Annotated in this window: 16 protein-coding genes; 10 read left to right on the top strand and 6 right to left on the bottom strand. The window is 62.1% G+C overall.

All coding sequences use genetic code 11. The features are described from left to right. The 3 genes from ABI213_RS13275 to ABI213_RS13265 all read left to right on the top strand — a co-directional run. A partial coding sequence (locus ABI213_RS13275) for a PLP-dependent transferase (RefSeq protein ID WP_348027462.1) occupies window positions 1-549 on the top strand: 549 nt, incomplete at its 5' end. Further along, window positions 549-1,025 carry a DUF2127 domain-containing protein gene (locus ABI213_RS13270; RefSeq protein ID WP_348004973.1) on the top strand — a complete coding sequence of 159 codons (477 nt, stop codon included), beginning with the start codon at window positions 549-551 and terminating at the stop codon, window positions 1,023-1,025. The genes ABI213_RS13275 and ABI213_RS13270, both read left to right, overlap by 1 nt. Before the next feature lie 32 nt (window positions 1,026-1,057). Continuing rightward, window positions 1,058-1,963: an alpha/beta hydrolase gene (locus tag ABI213_RS13265; protein WP_348004974.1), complete on the top strand. Its 906-nt coding sequence runs from the start codon at window positions 1,058-1,060 to the stop codon at window positions 1,961-1,963. A gap of 72 nt (window positions 1,964-2,035) precedes the next feature. On the opposite strand, the gene ABI213_RS13260 is transcribed toward ABI213_RS13265, so the two are convergent. After that, a complete protein-coding gene (locus ABI213_RS13260) occupies window positions 2,036-4,018 on the bottom strand; it encodes an AI-2E family transporter (protein WP_348027460.1) in 1,983 nt (660 codons plus the stop codon). Window positions 4,019-4,442: 424 nt separating this feature from the next. Between ABI213_RS13260 and ABI213_RS13255 the strand changes: the two genes are divergently transcribed. The 5 genes from ABI213_RS13255 to ABI213_RS13235 all read left to right on the top strand — a co-directional run bounded on the left by ABI213_RS13255 (window position 4,443) and on the right by ABI213_RS13235 (window position 11,213). After that, a complete protein-coding gene (locus ABI213_RS13255) occupies window positions 4,443-6,086 on the top strand; it encodes a methyl-accepting chemotaxis protein (protein ID WP_348006583.1) in 1,644 nt (547 codons plus the stop codon). Window positions 6,087-6,237: 151 nt separating this feature from the next. Beyond that, entirely contained in the window at window positions 6,238-7,053 is an 816-nt protein-coding gene (gene pssA / locus ABI213_RS13250) for a CDP-diacylglycerol--serine O-phosphatidyltransferase (protein ID WP_348006584.1), read from the top strand. 253 nt (window positions 7,054-7,306) lie between these two features. After that, entirely contained in the window at window positions 7,307-8,929 is a 1,623-nt protein-coding gene (locus ABI213_RS13245) for a 2-isopropylmalate synthase (protein ID WP_348006585.1), read from the top strand. A gap of 23 nt (window positions 8,930-8,952) precedes the next feature. Continuing rightward, the gene (locus tag ABI213_RS13240) at window positions 8,953-10,491 is read left to right on the top strand and encodes a 2-isopropylmalate synthase (RefSeq protein WP_348006586.1); all 1,539 of its coding nucleotides are present in this window, start codon (window positions 8,953-8,955) and stop codon (window positions 10,489-10,491) included. Then, entirely contained in the window at window positions 10,491-11,213 is a 723-nt protein-coding gene (locus ABI213_RS13235; protein ID WP_348006587.1) for a heparan-alpha-glucosaminide N-acetyltransferase, read from the top strand. Before ABI213_RS13240 ends, ABI213_RS13235 begins: the two co-directional genes overlap by 1 nt. Window positions 11,214-11,253: 40 nt before the next feature. On the opposite strand, the gene ABI213_RS13230 is transcribed toward ABI213_RS13235, so the two are convergent. The 4 genes from ABI213_RS13230 to msrB all read right to left on the bottom strand — a co-directional run bounded on the left by ABI213_RS13230 (window position 11,254) and on the right by msrB (window position 13,353). Then, window positions 11,254-12,039 (bottom strand): peptidylprolyl isomerase, encoded by a 786-nt coding sequence (locus ABI213_RS13230; protein ID WP_348006588.1) that lies wholly within the window; start codon window positions 12,037-12,039, stop codon window positions 11,254-11,256. Between the two features lie 69 nt (window positions 12,040-12,108). Further along, window positions 12,109-12,369 carry a BolA family protein gene (locus tag ABI213_RS13225; protein WP_348006589.1) on the bottom strand — a complete coding sequence of 87 codons (261 nt, stop codon included), beginning with the start codon at window positions 12,367-12,369 and terminating at the stop codon, window positions 12,109-12,111. After that, window positions 12,366-12,941, bottom strand: coding sequence for a septation protein A (locus tag ABI213_RS13220; RefSeq protein WP_348006590.1), 576 nt, complete (start codon window positions 12,939-12,941; stop codon window positions 12,366-12,368). The genes ABI213_RS13225 and ABI213_RS13220 overlap by 4 nt, the downstream gene beginning before the upstream one ends. A gap of 1 nt (window position 12,942) precedes the next feature. Continuing rightward, complete coding sequence (gene msrB / locus ABI213_RS13215; protein ID WP_348006591.1) at window positions 12,943-13,353, bottom strand: peptide-methionine (R)-S-oxide reductase MsrB; 411 nt, start codon at window positions 13,351-13,353, stop codon at window positions 12,943-12,945. Between the two features lie 437 nt (window positions 13,354-13,790). Between msrB and ABI213_RS13210 the strand changes: the two genes are divergently transcribed. Next, a complete protein-coding gene (locus tag ABI213_RS13210; protein ID WP_348006592.1) occupies window positions 13,791-15,419 on the top strand; it encodes a 3-(methylthio)propionyl-CoA ligase in 1,629 nt (542 codons plus the stop codon). On the opposite strand, the gene ABI213_RS13205 is transcribed toward ABI213_RS13210, so the two are convergent. Then, on the bottom strand, window positions 15,416-15,601 hold the full coding sequence (locus ABI213_RS13205) for a hypothetical protein (RefSeq protein ID WP_348006593.1): 186 nt from the start codon (window positions 15,599-15,601) through the stop codon (window positions 15,416-15,418). The two genes, ABI213_RS13210 and ABI213_RS13205, sit on opposite strands and share 4 nt — an antisense overlap. Before the next feature lie 304 nt (window positions 15,602-15,905). On the opposite strand from ABI213_RS13205, the gene ABI213_RS13200 reads away from it, so the two are divergent. Then, window positions 15,906-16,456: branched-chain amino acid ABC transporter permease (locus ABI213_RS13200; RefSeq protein WP_348027458.1), on the top strand; the 551-nt coding region annotated here is incomplete at its 3' end.

The following is a 16,456-nucleotide window of genomic DNA, read 5'->3' as shown; positions in this document are numbered from 1 at the left end:
ATCTATCCGGCCATTTTTGCCAACTACCGCAAGGGCGACCCGCGCCAGTGGGGCCTGCAGCAGATCCGCAAAAAAGGCCTGCGCGACATGGGCGCCTCACTGATGAGCGAGCATGCCCACCAAATCGCCCTGGGAGCCGAAACCCTGGCCCTGCGCGTGGCGCACAGCAGCGCCACCGCCATGGCATTGGCGCAGTTTTTGGAAGCCCATCCGGCCGTCGTCAAGGTGCATTACCCGATGCTGGAATCGCACCCCCAGCACACGCGCGCCAAAGCGCATTTCAGCGCTGGGTCGTGGCTGCTGTCGTTTGAGCTGGCCGATACGGATGCCTGCCTGGCCTTCATCAACCGCCTGCAGATTCCCGTCAAAGCCACCGGCCTAGCCGACACCCGCACGCTGATCATCCCGGTGGCTCCCACCATCTTCTGGGAAGCCGGGGCCGAGGTGCGGGCGCAGATGGGCATTGCCGATGGGTTGATCCGCCTGTCGGTGGGTCTGGAGGACAGCGCCGATTTATTGGCCGATTTCGCGCAGGCTTTAGAGGCCTGATGGCCATCCAGCCCAGTGGTCGCCAGGCCCTGCACGCCATCGCGGCCTTTGAGGCCCTCAAGGGCTTCGCCGCTCTGGCGGCGTTGCTGGGCTTGCTGGATCTGGTGCACCACGACGTGCGGCATCTGGCCATCGAACTGATTGGCCGTTTCGGCCTGAACCCTGATGCGCGTTACCCGTCGCTGCTGCTGCATTACGCCGACCTATTGCCGGGCGCCCACTTGCAGTCGCTGGTGCTGCTGGGTGTGTGCTACGTGGTGGTGCGGCTGGCGGAGGCGTACGGGCTGTGGTTTGACAAAACCTGGGGCGAGGTGCTGGCGGCGCTGTCGGGCGGCTTGTACATCCCGTTTGAGCTGGTCCATTTGTGGCACCGGCCCACGGCCATCTCCGCCCTGGTGCTGGGCAGTAATGTGCTGCTGACCGGCTATTTGGTGGGGAGGCTGTGGCACCAGCGCCAGGCTGCGGCACGCGGATGAATCCAAAGGCCGGTTTGTGGCGTATTGCCTGCATGCCTATTCCTTCCCCTCTTTCCCGTCCGATTTCCCGCCGCCTCGGTCTTTTGGGCGTTGGTTCGGCCATCGCGGCGCTGGTGTCTGGCTGTTCTGGTGCCCAGGTGCTAGACCACCTGGTGGCCCACGACACCTACCACGGCCCCACCGGCGTACCCTACGGCCCCGATCCCCGGCATCTGCTGGATGTGTACCAGCCGGACACCGGCACGGTGCCCGGCGGCACACCGGTCGTGCTGTTTTTCTACGGCGGCAACTGGACAAGCGGCGAGCGGGCCGAATACCGGTTTGTGGGCGAGGCCCTGGCGGCCAACGGCATCATCGCTGTGGTGGCCGACTACCGGCTGAGTCCCCAGGTGCATTTTGAGGGCTTTCTGGGCGATTGTGCGCTGGCCTTGCAGTGGACCTTGGCCCACGCGGCCAGCCTGGGCGGCGACCCGGCGCGGGTCATGGTGATGGGCCATTCCGCCGGAGCTTACAACGCCGCCATGCTGGCGCTCGACCCACGCTGGCTGGCCCCATTGGGCTTGGCACCCAAGCGCCTGGCAGGCTGGATCGGCCTGGCCGGGCCGTACGACTTTTTGCCCATCGGCGACCCCGAGGTCCAGCTTGCCTTTCGCTGGCCGCAAACCCCGGCCAATTCCCAACCCATCTTCTACGCCAACGCCAAAGCCCCCCGCAGCTTGCTGTTGGCCGCGCGCAAAGACACGGTGGTGGATGCGCAGCGCAACACCGTAGGCTTGGCGAACCGGCTGCGGGCTGCGGGCACCAAGGTGGATATGCGGATCTTTGACAACATTGGCCACGTAACGACCGTCGCGGCCCTGGCCCGGCCCCTGGACTGGCTGGCCCCGGTGCTGCCGACCGTGGTGGCCTTTGTGCGCGGCGAACCACTGCCAAATTAATAGCTGCTAGCGCAGGCACACCAAGCGCTGAAGGCCTATTTCATCCTTATAATTCGATGCTGGCGCCAAGGTTCAAGCGGCGCGTTTTCCCGCAGCTGAATCCTGGTCGGCTGCACTCGCATAGCGGGCGCTGGCGTACTGCGCCGCCTGCTCAAAAGAACTTACCGTCAGGTCCATGCCGATGTCGGCAGAAGCTTTTTCATCTTGTTCCCCATGGAGCGAGAACATACCCACTACGGTGGCTTGCGGGAAGCGCCGACGTAGCTTAGCCACAAACTGAGCACAGACTTCTTTTTCGGCCTCCAGGAGAGAGATGACGATGAAGACGATCGCCACGCTTTCGGGTACGGCGCCGGGTGGTGCCGGTGCGTCGAGATCATCCATAGAGAAGCTGCGGGCATCGACGCGTTGTTTCCTCAGCACCCGGGTGAGGATCTCGGTCAGCAAATCATTGCGCAGCGAACTAGCCCCTAGGCACAGCGTGATCGAACCGGGCGGCACACTCAGAGGCCCTTGCCACGGACCGGCTTGCAATTCGCGCAGACGGCGCAGCTGCAGACCGATGTTGGGGTCGTCCAGCACGGGGGCCCGACGTCGCCGGGAGTTCGAAGCGTCTGCCTGCGCGCCCAGCGACTCGATGACCTGCACAATGGCGTGGTGCAGCTTTTGCTGCTGCTGTGCGTTGATGCTGCCCGCAGCCAGGTCCACGGCACCTAGCTGCAGCGCCGGCATGAGAATTTGGTCGCAGTATTTGGCGAACGAGCGCGTCTTGAGGAATGGCCGGGCGGCGGCAATGATTTCCCCCGCATCGTCGGATAAGGCGCGCTGGTAGAACTTCTCCGATAGCGACAGCGGGGAGGTTTCACCCAGCAAGACATCCAGAAAAGCCAGCGATTTGACATGCCGCCCGGCGACCACCAGACACAGCGTGAGGGGCGTTGACACCAGCAGTCCCATGGGGCCCCAGATCCAGCCCCAAAAGATGGCCGAGAGTACGACGGACAGCGGTGACAGCCCCGTGCTATGCCCATAGAGTTGCGGCTCTACCACCTGGGCCACCACCACCTCAACCACCGCAAACAGCCCAATCGTGAGAAACATGGTGCTCCAGCCGATATCCACCGCTGCGCCCAGAACGGCGGCACCGATGGCCGCGGCGGCCACCCCCACATAGGGAACGAAGCGCAATACCGCCGTGACGATGCCGAAAAAGACTCCGTGTGGCACACCAATGCCCGCCAGGCCCAGGCCAATGATGGCACCCACGGCCAGGTTGACCGCAAACTGCGATATGAAGAACCGGGAAAGGCGTTGACCGGCATCGTTGAAGGCATAGGTGGCCGTGCGGATGTCGGTGCCGCCGGTCAGGTGGATGAAACGGTCGCGCAGCGATTCATGTTCGAGCAGCACAAAGATCAGCACGATCAACACCACGCCCACCGTGCCCAGCGGTCCCCATAGCGAGCCGAGCACTTGGGAGGCGAGTTGCAGCGGCGTGGCGGGCCGCTCCTGTATCTGCACTGGCACCACCCCGGCTGGAACGCGCAGCCCGGCACTGAGCTCGCCAGCGCGGCCGTCCACGTCCCCGCCACCATCGAGGAGTTTGCCGAAGACACGGCCTGCGGAACCCTGCATCGACTCCAGCCGTCCGACCGTTGTTTCACGCAAAATTTCGATCTTGGAGCCCAGGGTCGATTGGTACTGCGGCAGGCCGTCTGCCAGCTCAATGGCCTGCAGGCCAATCAAGGTCGCCAAGCCCAGCAAGAGCATGCTCAGCACCACGACGGCACTGAGCACCGCGGGCACTTGACCCAGGCCGAGTTGCTTGAGGGCGCGCACCGCGGGGGCAATGGCCAGACTGAGTACCACGGCCAAAGTGACCGGAATCAAAACCTCGCGCCCCACATACAGCACCGTCAATACCGCGACGACCAGCAATACCTTGTAGGTATAGCCCGCAATTTCGGGCGCAGGCCTAGACGCAGGTGTCAAGGATGGGGGCAGTTTGGGCAGGGGTGGCATGGTGCGCGGCAATCGGTTGGAGATCGTGGACACGTTTTTAGGGCTCGGCGAATGTAGCGCATTGTTCGTGCCAGCGACCCTTAGATCATGAACATGTTCTCAGGCCGCGCCGGTACGGGTTTCCACATCTGCCGCGCTCGACGTTGCTATTGAATAAGTAGCTTCCCGCGCAGGTTCAATATGCGCTGGAGGCTTTTTTTGCTTAAATTTTTGCAGGGCAGTTAAGGGAATACCAGCCTATGGCCGCAACGGGCAGGCCCAGCACGATGGGCTAGGTTCAGCAACGCCCGCCCGCCGTAGCCATCAAAATGCAGCGGCAGGGATACCCGTAGGGCGGTTACGTACCAGGGTTTGCGTCTCTGGCGGGCTGTATCCCATCGCCCTACTATCGGGGACTACCTGTATCCCTTATGCTCGTCACTTTTTGATACAACTTGGCAACGCCGGACACAACACCATGCAAGCCCACTCTCGACTCACTTCTTTGTCCATTTCAAGCCGCCTGGGCCTGGGTTTTGGCTGCATGCTGGTCCTGGTGATCGCCATGGCCGCGGTCGGCCAGACCTCGGTCGGCATGGTGCGTGACCAGATGCAGCAGATCACCGGCACCAATGCCACCAAGACCAAACTGGTCAACAGCATGCTGGAAAACGTCAGCACCCTGGGCATCCAGAGCCGCTCGGCGGCAATGCTGACCGAAATTGACGCCAAGCGCTCCGGCGAACTGATCAAGCAGATCCAAGACACCTTTGTGCTGTACGACAAGCGCGAAGCGGAGCTGAGCAGTATGTTCAAAACCGCGGGCACCACCCGTGCCGAGCAAGATTTACTGAAAGAGATCACCGACCTGGGCCGCAAGATCCGCCCGGAGCTGGATGCCGCACTGAAGTCATCGCTGGATGGCGATACGGTGGCCGCATCTACCGGGCTGATGAGCCGGGTCGATCCCAGCGAAACCCTCTGGCGTGCCAAGCTGGCGGAGCTGAGCGAACTGCAAAACGTGCTGAACAACGACGCCACGGCCGAGGCCGAGCAAACCCTGGGCCGGACGCGTCTCACCGGCGGCCTGCTGGTGCTGCTGGCGCTGGCCCTGGGCGGGCTGATTGCCTGGCGTATCACCGCCAGCATCACCCAACCCCTGGGTCGGGCGGTGGTGGTGGCCGAACGCATTGCGCGGGGCGATTTGACCTCGCAGGTCGAGGTGCGTATCCATGACGAAACCGGCCGTTTGCTGGAAGCCATCGCCGCCATGCAAGACAGGCTGCGCTCGGTCGTGGGCGAGATCAGCCAGACGGCAGAGTCCATCCAGATCGCCAGTGCCGAGGTGGCGTCGGGCAACCTCGACCTGAGCCAGCGCACCGAGCAAGCGGCCACCAATCTGCAAGGTGCGGCCACCGCGCTGTCGGACCTGACCGGCACGGTGGGCCAAAGCGCCGGTTCGGCACGCCAGGCCAATACCCTGGCCGCATCGGCCTCTGAAGTGGCCAAGCGCGGCGGCGAGGTGGTGTTGCAGGTGGTGAAGACCATGGACGAGATCAGCGCCAGTTCCAAAACCATTGCCGACATCATCGGCGTGATCGACGGCATTGCCTTTCAGACCAACATCTTGGCGCTGAACGCTGCGGTGGAAGCCGCCCGGGCCGGTGAGCAGGGGCGTGGCTTTGCGGTGGTGGCAAGCGAGGTGCGCAATCTGGCCGTGCGCTCTGCTACGGCAGCGCGTGAGATCAAGGCCTTGATCGGCACCAGCGTAGAGCGGGTGCAAGTGGGTAACAACCTGGCCAACCATGCGGGCCAAACCATCCAGGAGCTGGTGCAGTCGGTGCAGCGGGTGTCCGACATCATGGGCGAGATCACCTCGGCCACCGAAGAGCAAAGCCAGCGCATCGGTCTGGTCAGCTACTCGATGGAGCAGCTGGATGCCGTGACCCAGCAAAACGCGGCCCTGGTGGAAGAGGGCGCGGCGGCGGCCGACAGCCTGCAAGACCAAGCGGGCAAATTGACGCAGATGGTGCGCACCTTCCGCCTTACCCGCGACGGCTCGCAGGCCCAGGCCTGGGAAGAGCCCGCGCCCGCCGTACTGGCCGTGCGCGCGTTGCGCTAATGCGCTGCAGGGCGGGTTGACTGGCTTACACTGGGCGGCCTTCCGCCGGGTGTCCACGGAACCGCGTGCCCCATTGGCTTGCCACCGGTCTACCCAGCCCAGCTTTCTCAGCGCGAACCGCGTGAATTTCTATTTTTGACAGGCAACCGCCATGCATAACGGCAAAGATTCCAGCCTTACCCACAACCCCCAAGTGCTGGTACGCAAGCGCCGCAAGGGCATCTACATCCTGCCCAATCTGTTCACCCTGGCGGCCTTGTTTGGCGGCTTTTACGCCATCGTGATGGCTGTGAACGGGCGCTTCGACCAGGCTGCCATCGGCGTGTTTTGTGCCATGGTGCTAGACAGCCTGGACGGCCGCGTGGCCCGCATGACCAATACCCAAAGCGCGTTCGGCGAGCAGATGGATTCGCTGTCCGACATGGTGTCGTTTGGCGCTGCTCCCGCCCTCATCGCCTACATGTGGACGCTCAAAGGCCTGGGCCGCTGGGGCTGGATTGCTGCCTTTGTGCACTGCGCCTGCGCGGCTTTGCGGCTGGCGCGCTTCAACGTGAACACCACCGTGGTCGACAAACGCTTTTTCCAGGGTCTGCCGTCGCCCGCCGCCGCCGCGCTGATCGCCGGTTTCATCTGGCTGATGAACGACCTGGAAGTACCGCCTGCCAATGTGTCGTGGGTGATGTTTGGGCTGGCGCTGTACGCCGGGCTGACCATGGTGACGAACGCGCCGTTCTACAGCTTCAAAGACATACAGATGAAAAAGAGCGTGCCGTTTGTGGTGATCGTGCTGATCGCCCTGGGCATTGCCGTGATCACCATCCATCCGCCCATCGTGCTGTTTGCGGCCTTTGTGGTGTACGGCTTCAGCGGCTACGGCGTGTATGCCTGGCGCAAGTTCAAGGGTGTGCAAACCAGTGTCATCAGCACCTCGACCGACGAGCCGGACGAGCGGGGCTTGCACAAATAAAAATAGAACTTACGCAGTGCCCGACTGGCGGGCCAGAGGCCCTTCAGTCGGGCACTGCATCAGTCGTGAAAAACAAGGCTAGAATCCACGGTTATGAACTTCATTTCGCTAGCCCTACTACTAATCCCCTCCGGGCGGAGACGGTAGCGCACGCAAAAAAAGCGTCATCACCTGTCACAACGGCCCGTATGCACCAGCAACGGGCCGTTTTTCATTGGGTTGCTGGTTTTGGATAACTTTGAGAGAAACGAAAATGTTGAAGCAACCTGCCAGCAAGTACCCAGCTTTTGCCCCCATCCGCTTGACCGACCGCACCTGGCCCGACGCCGTACTCACCCACGCCCCCATCTGGCTCAGCACCGACCTGCGCGACGGCAACCAGGCGCTGATCGAGCCCATGGACATGGCCCGCAAGCTGCGCATGTTCGAGACGCTGGTGGCGATTGGATTCAAGGAAATCGAAGTCGGTTTCCCGTCCGCGTCGCAGGTCGAATTCGACTTTGTACGCCGTCTGATCGATGAAAATCGGATTCCCGACGATGTAACCATCCAGGTGCTCACCCAGGCCCGCGAACCCCTGATCCGCCGCACTTTCGAGTCGCTGGTGGGGGCCAAGCAGGCCATCGTCCACATGTACAACGCGGTGGCTCCCGTGATGCGTCGCGTGGTGCTGGGCATGGATGAAGACGGCATCGTCGATTTGGCAGTGCGCCACGCGCAGATGTTTAGCGACCTGGCCGCCGCGCAGCCTGGCACCCGCTGGATATTTCAGTACTCGCCTGAGATGTTTTCGGGCACCGAGCTGGCGTTTTCCAAGCGCGTGGTGGATGCGGTTACCGCCGTGTGGCAGCCCACGCCAGCACACAAATGCATCGTCAACTTGCCGTCCACGGTGGAGCATTCCACGCCCAACATCTTTGCCGACATGATCGAGTGGATGCACCGCCATCTGGAGCGGCGCGACAGCATCGTCTTGTCCGTGCACCCGCACAACGACCGGGGCACGGGCACGGCGGCGGGCGAATTCGCCTTGATGGCGGGCGCCGACCGCATCGAAGGCTGCCTGTTTGGCAACGGCGAGCGCACCGGCAACCTGGATTTGGTCAACGTGGCCTTGAACCTGTACACCCAGGGTGTGTCGCCTGGTTTGGACTTCTCGCAGATCGACGAGATCCGCCGCACGGTGGAGCACTGCAACCAGTTGCCGGTGCACCCGCGCCACCCTTACGCGGGTGACCTGGTTTACACGTCGTTTTCGGGCTCGCACCAGGATGCCATCCGCAAGGCGTTCTCGGCACGGCAGGCGGATACCGCCTGGGACATTCCGTATTTGCCCATCGACCCCAAAGACCTGGGCCGCAGCTACGAAGCCGTGATCCGCGTGAACAGCCAGTCCGGCAAAGGCGGCATCGCCTATTTGCTGGAGAGCGAATACGGTCTGGAATTGCCCCGCCGCTTGCAGATCGAATTCAGCCAGATCGTGCAGGCCGTGATGGACGGCGCGGGCAAAGAACTCACCGCGCAGGATTTGTGGGCGCTGTTTGAGCGCGAATACGGCACGGCCAGCATCGCTACACCCGCCGTACCCGCAGCCGGGCAGGGCGTGGGCCCCATCGATGCCTTTGTGACCCACTGGAACGCCACGTCCACCACCCAGGTACGCGTGCTGGACTACCACGAGCACGCGCTGGGTGCCGGGGCCAATGCCCAGGCCGTGGCCTATCTGGAATTGCGTATTGACGAGCAGCACACGGTGTTTGGCGTGGGTATCGACGCGAGCATCGTGTCAGCCTCCCTTAAAGCCATCGTCAGCGGCTTGCAGCGTGCTGAGAAGCATGAAAATAAACGCGAAAATACGCAGTTGACTGCCGTCTAACTAAAAATTCCCAGGAGCACCCCATGACCGACAAACTCATCATTTTTGACACCACCTTGCGTGACGGCGAGCAGTCGCCCGGCGCATCCATGACCCGCGACGAAAAGCTGCGCATCGCCCGCCAGCTGGAGCGCCTCAAGGTGGACGTGATCGAAGCCGGTTTCCCCGCCAGCTCCATTGGGGACTTTGAATGCGTGCAAGCCATTGCCCGCACCATCAAGGACGCGACCATCTGCGGCCTGTCGCGTGCCAACGACCGTGACATTTCCCGGGCGGCCGAAGCCCTGAAAGATGCCGCCAATGGCCGCATCCACACCTTCATTGCCACCTCGCCGCTGCACATGGAGAAAAAGCTGCGCATGACACCCGACCAGGTGTTCGAGCAGGCCAAGCAATCGGTGCGCTTTGCCCGTAATTTGGTGGCCGACGTGGAATTCAGCCCCGAAGACGGCTACCGCAGCGATGTGGATTTCTTATGCCGCGTGTTGGAAGCGGTGATTGCCGAAGGGGCCACCACCATCAACGTGCCCGACACCGTGGGCTACGCCATCCCCGAGCTGTATGGCAACTTCATCAAGACCCTGCGCGAACGTGTGCCCAACAGTGACAAGGCCATCTGGTCGGTGCATTGCCACAATGACCTGGGCATGGCTGTGGCGAATTCCTTGGCCGGCGTGAAGATTGGCGGCGCACGCCAGGTGGAATGCACCATCAACGGCCTGGGCGAGCGGGCAGGCAATTGCTCGTTGGAAGAAATCGTCATGGCGGTCAAAACCCGGCGTGACTATTTCGGCCTGGATCTGGGCATCGATGCCAAGCACATCCTGGCCACCAGCCGTATGGTCAGCCAGACCACCGGCTTTGTGGTGCAGCCGAATAAGGCGGTGGTGGGCGCGAACGCGTTTGCCCACGCCTCAGGCATCCACCAAGATGGCGTGCTCAAGGCCCGCGATACCTACGAAATCATGCGCGCCGAAGACGTGGGCTGGAGCCACAACAAGATCGTGCTGGGCAAGCTCAGTGGCCGCAACGCCTTCAAGCAGCGCCTGCAAGACCTGGGCGTGGCGATGGAGAGCGAGGCCGACATCAACGCCGCCTTCGCCCGCTTCAAAGAGCTGGCCGACCGCAAGAGCGAAATTTTTGACGAAGACATCCTGGCTCTGGTCAGCGACGAAAGTGTGGCGCACGACAACGAGCAGTACGCTTTTGTGTCTCTGTCGCAGCACAGCGAAACCGGCGAACGCCCGAGCGCCAAGATCGTCTTTTCGGTGGACGGCAAGGAAGTTAGCAGCGAGTCCGATGGCAACGGCCCGGTAGATGCTTCACTGAAAGCCATCGAAGCCCATGTGAAGAGCGGAGCCGAGATGGTGCTGTACTCGGTCAACGCCATCAGCGGCTCGACCGAAAGCCAGGGTGAGGTCACGGTGCGACTGCAAAACAGCGGCCGTGTCGTCAACGGCACGGGTGCCGACCCCGACATCATCGTGGCCTCGGCCAAGGCCTACCTCAGTGCCCTCAACAAGCTGCAAAGCAAGGCGGACCGGGTCGCCGCCCAAGGTTGATGCAACGCTTTGACCGGGTAGATGCCCTGCGTGGGCTGGCCGTGGTGTGGATGACGGCCTTCCATTTCAGTTTCGACCTGGCCCACGCGGGCCTTTGGCAACAGAATTTCTACGCCGATCCGTTCTGGACCTGGCAGCGGGTGTGTATCGTCAGCCTGTTCCTGTTTTGCGCCGGGCTGGGCCAGGCCGTGGCCGCCCAGCATGCCGTGGGCTGGCCGCGCTTTTGGCGGCGCTGGGCGCAGGTGGCGGTGTGCGCGCTGTTGGTGTCGGCCGGATCGGCCCTGATGTTCCCGAACAGCTGGATCTACTTCGGCGTGCTGCACGGCATTGCCGCGATGCTGTTGATAGCCCGGCTCACCGTCCGTTGCGGCAAGTGGCTGTGGCCCATGGGCGCGCTGGCCATTGCTTCTAAATTTATAGCTGCTTACGCAATTGCTACCATCACTAGCGCCGCATTTTTTAACCAAAATTCCGTCAACTGGCTGGGCTGGATCACCCAGAAACCCATCACCGAAGACTACGTGCCCATCTTCCCCTGGTTGGGCGTGCTGTGGTGGGGCATGGCCGCCGGCTTTTGGTTGCTAGAAAAGCATCCACAGTGGCTGCAAGGCGCTGCGCCACGTCCGTTGGCATGGCTGGGTCGCTGGAGCCTGCCATACTACATGCTGCACCAGCCGGTGCTGATCGGCCTGGTCACCGCGTTCACCTGGTTCAAGGCGTAAAAAAAGCGGCCGAAGCCGCTTTTTTTAGATACCCAAAGGCTTATTCCACCTTTGCGGCTGCACGCAGTTCTTGTTGGAATGCCACCAGCTTTTGCTGTTGCATCTGCTTGGCGATTTCGGGCTTCACTTCTTCAAACTTGGGCAACTGGGCTTGGCGCTCGTCGTCCAGGCGGATGATGTGGTAACCGAATTGGCTCTTCACCGGGGTGCTGGTGGTTTGGCCCTTTTTGAGTTCGATCAGCGCTTCGGTGAATTCCTTCACGTAGCTGCTGGGGTTGGCCCAATCCAGGTCGCCGCCCTTGGCACCAGAACCTTTGTCGGTGCTGGACTTCTTGGCAATAGCTGCAAAGTTGCCGCCCTTTTTCAGCTGGGCAATGATGGCCTTGGCTTCGGCTTCGGTGGCCACCAGGATGTGGCTGGCCTTGTATTCCTTGCCGCCGTTGGCCGCCACGAACTTGTCGTATTCAACCTTCATTTCCTCGTCGGTCACGGGGTTGGCTTTTTGGTAGTCGGCAAACAGTTCGCGGATCAGCAGGGTCTGGCGGGCCAGTTCCATTTGTGACTTGAAGCTGTCGCTGGCATCCAGGCCACGCTTTTGCGCCTCTTGCATGAAGATTTCGCGGGCGACGATTTCTTCTTTGATCTTGCCTTCCATGTCGGGCGTGATTTGCTGGCCGGACTGGGTGACTTGCTGCACCAGGGCATCCATGCGGCTCTTGGGCACGGCCTTGCCGTTGACGATGGCGATGTTTTGCGCGCCAGCCGACAGGGCCAGGCTACCCAGCAAAGCAGCGGCGACCATGGTGGATAACAGTTTTTTCTTCATACGTTTCCTAGGAGGGGGTTGCGAGCTGCCGGGAGAGGTCGGCTCAGAGATAAAAGAAGGCTAAAAAGCTTAGAGGACTTCAATCGCGATGGCGTGAACGCCCTGGTCAATGAATTCTTGCAGCGCATCATACACAAGGCGATGGCGCGCCACGCGGGGCTTGCCCGTAAACAAAGGTGAAGCGATCCGCACCCGAAAATGCGTGCCAAAAGCGCTGCCGTTGGAGCCCGCGTGTCCCGCGTGGGCAGCGCTTTCGTCCAGCACTTCGAGCTGCGTAGGGCCCAGCTTGTCACGCAGGCGCAGCGCCAGGTTGTCGGCAGTGATATTCATACGGATTTGTCGGTTTCTGCCGCTTCAACTGTCGCTACCTCGGGCTCATCGGGCCCCAGATAACGCGAGATGTACCAGCCTTGCCCGCCCATAAACACCAGCGGAAACACGTAGCCCCAGATCTTGAAGTTGACCCACTGGTCGGTGGTGTAGTACGCCGCCACGTAGCCGTTCACGGCGGCCATGAACAGGCAGTACAACATCCAGGCTACGTTGAGGCGCATCCATACCGGATCGGGCAGCTCCAGCTGGCTGCCCAGCATCAGTTTGAGGTAGTTCTTCTTCATGACCCACATGGCCACGGCCATGGCCAGCGCCATGGCGATGTAGAGCACGGTGGGCTTCCATTTGATGAAGGTTTCGTCCTGCAGCACCAAGGTGAGCGCGCCAAAGCCCAGCACCATGCCCAAGGTCATCTTGTGCATGGTGGTGAGCTTTTTGTCGATGGCGTAGGTGATGCCCATTTGCACCACCGTGGCCACCATCAGCACGCCGGTAGCGATGTAGATGGTGGTGAACTTATACGCGGCAACGAAAAGCAGGATGGGCAGGAAATCGAGCAGAATTTTCACGTTAAGAGGCCTTGAAATCGAGAGATGCAGAATTCATGCAGTATCGCAGCCCGGTGGGCGAGGGGCCATCGTCGAACACATGGCCCAGGTGCGCGCCGCAGTCGGCACACACGGTTTCCACCCGCCGCATGCCGTGGCTGACATCGGTGATTTCTTCGATCGCGCCGGGCTCGGCTTCTTGCGAAAAACTGGGCCAGCCGCAGCCTGCGTCAAATTTGGATTCCGAGTTGAACAGCTTGGCACCGCAGCACATGCAGCGGTATTCGCCCTCGGCCCAGTTCTGGTCGTATTTGCCGGTGTGGGGACGTTCGGTGGCGGCATGCCGGGTCACCTGGAAGGCGGCGGGTTCGGCGCCTTTTTCGGCCAACAGGGCTTTCCATTCGGCGTCGGTTTTTTCAATTTTGTGGGTCATAGTGAGTCGCTGATCGCAATAGAAGAAGCCCAATCGGGCGGGAAGTGGCATGGTTCGCATGCCCCGGATGTTGACTACATGGGGTTTCCAGCAGCGCCAACAAGGGTGGGACTCCAGACGCGTCCTTTTGGTTCACCCAGATGGTGGCACCACGTCCAGCCCAGACCGGGGTCATTGCCTGTCTGTGCGCAAATCGCCGTGCATCTGGATTGTCCCGCAGATAGGGTGGGCGCATGGCGAACCGGGGTTTGCCTTGTTTTTTATATTATTTTGCCACTTTGCGCAGGTAGGCCATGCGCAAGCAGCTACAGATTCAGTAGCACCTTGGGTTGCAGCCATGCGCGTGGGTATGGCATGGGCTGACAGGCTGAGGGTCAACACCGGGGGCAGACCTTGCGCATTGGGCAATACTGCAGCCCTATTCAAGGAGACCGCCGATGCTGGGCCTGATGCAAAACCAACCGCTGTTGATCTCGACCCTGATCGCGTTTGCCGACCGCCACCATGGCGATGGCGAGATCGTTTCGCGCCGGGTCGAGGGCGATATCCACCGCACCAGCTACCGCGCCGTGGCTGCCCGCGCCCGGCAGGTGGCGAATGCGCTGGACGGCTGGGGCCTGGCTTTTAGCGACCGGGTGGCCACGCTGGCCTGGAACGGCTACCGCCACCTGGAGCTGTACTACGGCGTAAGCGGCTCGGGCCGGGTGCTGCACACCATCAACCCGCGCCTGCACCCCGCGCAGATCGCCTGGATCACCCAGCACGCCGAAGACCGGGTGCTGTGCTTTGATGCCACGTTTTTGCCGCTGGTCCAGGCCCTCCACGCCCAATGCCCCACGGTGCAGCACTGGGTGATGCTGTGCGATGCCGACAAGCTGCCTGCGAATACCGGTATCCCCGGCCTGGTGAGCTATGAGGCCTGGATAGCGGCGGCTTCCAGCCACTACGACTGGCCCCGGTTTGACGAAAACACCGCCTCCAGCCTGTGCTACACCAGCGGCACCACCGGCGACCCCAAGGGCGTGCTGTACAGCCACCGCTCCACCACCTTGCACGCCTACGCTGCGGCCTTGCCCGATGCCATGGACCTCAGCGCCCGCGATGCCGTGCTGGCCGTGGTGCCCATGTTCCACGTCAACGCCTGGGGTATTCCGTACAGCGCGGCGCTTACCGGCTGCAAGCTGGTGTTTCCCGGCCCGGCCATGGACGGCCCCTCGGTCTACCAGTTGATCGAGTCAGAAAAAGTGAGCTTTGCCGCGGGCGTACCCACCGTGTGGCAGATGCTGCTGGGCCACATGCAGCCTGCGGGCCTGCGGTTCAGCACGCTGCAGCGCACGGTGATTGGCGGCTCGGCCTGCCCACCGGCCATGGTCAAGGCCTTCCAGCAAGACTACGGCGTGGAGGTGATCCACGCCTGGGGCATGACCGAGCTGTCGCCCCTGGGCACGCTGTGTACCTTGAAGAACAAGCACCTGTTGCTTTCGAAAGAAGCGCAGTTGGCCATGCGCCTGAAGCAGGGGCGGGCGGTCTACGGTGTTGACATGAAGCTGGTGGACGGCGACGGCCAGCCCCTGCCGCACGACGGCCAATCGGCGGGCGACCTGCTGGTGCAAGGCCCGTGGGTCGTGGCCGACTACTACCGCAGCCCAGACCCCAGCCCGCTGGTGGACGGCTGGTTTCCCACCGGCGACGTGGCCACCATCGATGCCGACGGTTACCTGCAAATCACCGACCGCAGCAAGGATGTGATCAAGTCCGGCGGCGAATGGATCAGTTCCATCGCGGTGGAGAACATCGCCGTGGCCCACCCGGCGGTAGCCATGGCCGCCTGCATCGGCGTGGCCCACCCCAAGTGGGACGAGCGGCCCATCGTGGTGGTGGTGAAGAAGCCTGGCGCAGAACTCAGCGCAGTTGAATTACTGCAGTTTTACGAGGGCAAAATTGCCAAATGGCAGGTGCCCGACGACGTGGTGTTCGTCGATGCGATTCCGCTGGGCGCCACCGGCAAAATGCAGAAAATGCGCCTGCGCGAGATGCTGAAAGACTACCGGCTGCCGGGTAATTAAGCTGCGGGCGCGGTGCCGTCGGCTTCGTCTTCTTTTTTGTCCATGTGTTCGGTGACTTCTTCGACCGCCTTGAAGCCGCCAAAGGCCGCCAAGCCTTCGGTCAGCAAGGACGCGTTGGGGTCCAGCTTTTTCACGCCTTCCACTGCCACCACGGCACCGATGATTTCGTTGAGTAAACCCATGACTTTCTCCTTGAAAAAAAGCGTATAAAAAGCCTGCCTCTGTCCATGAAAGGGTGCGTGGCAGACGCTGGTTATTCTGGTTCGGATCGCTGCGCCCTGGGCCGCTTGCGGTGTATCTGCGGGGTAAAGCTTTGTAGTGCGATGGTGTGGGCTTGTGTCGGCTGCCGCAAGCTTTGGAAATTAAGGCCCATATGGGCCTCTGGCGCAGATTGCACCTGCGCAAGCAGCTACTTTTATCGTAGCAAAAGCACCTGCCAATGCGAGCGACTACACTTCGCCGCCGCCCCGCATCCCAACCGCCCGCATGCAATTTTTTACTCTTTCGCTGTTGAACGGCCTTGGCTACGGCCTGGTGCTGTTCATGCTGAGCGCCGGGCTGACGCTGATTTTCAGCATGTTGGGCGTGCTCAACCTGGCGCACGCCAGCTTCTACATGTTGGGCGCGTACGTGGCGTACAGCCTGACGCAGCTAATGGGCTTTGGGCCCGCGCTGTTGCTGGCCCCGCTGCTGGTGGGTTTGGTGGGGGCGGCGTTTGAACGCTACGTGCTGCGCCGCGTCCAGGCCCACGGCCCCGGGCGGCACAAGGCCGAGATGCTGGTGACCTTTGGGCTGGCCACCGTGCTGGGCGAGCTGGTGCAACTGGTGTGGGGGCGCGGCCCGGTGGACTACCGCATTCCCGAAGCCCTTGCCGGGCCGCTGTTTACGCTGTGGGGCACGCCTTTCCCCGCTTACCGGGCCTTCATGGTGCTGGTGGCGCTGGGCATGTGGCTGGCGCTGTGGCTGCTGTTGACCCGCACCCGCACCGGTTTGGTGGTGCAGGCTGCCTTGACGCACCCAGATGCCGCGCAGGCCCT

This window comes from Rhodoferax sp., assembly GCF_039922535.1.
GTDB lineage: Bacteria > Pseudomonadota > Gammaproteobacteria > Burkholderiales > Burkholderiaceae_C > Rhodoferax_B.
This window is presented reverse-complemented; position numbering and strand designations above follow the sequence as displayed.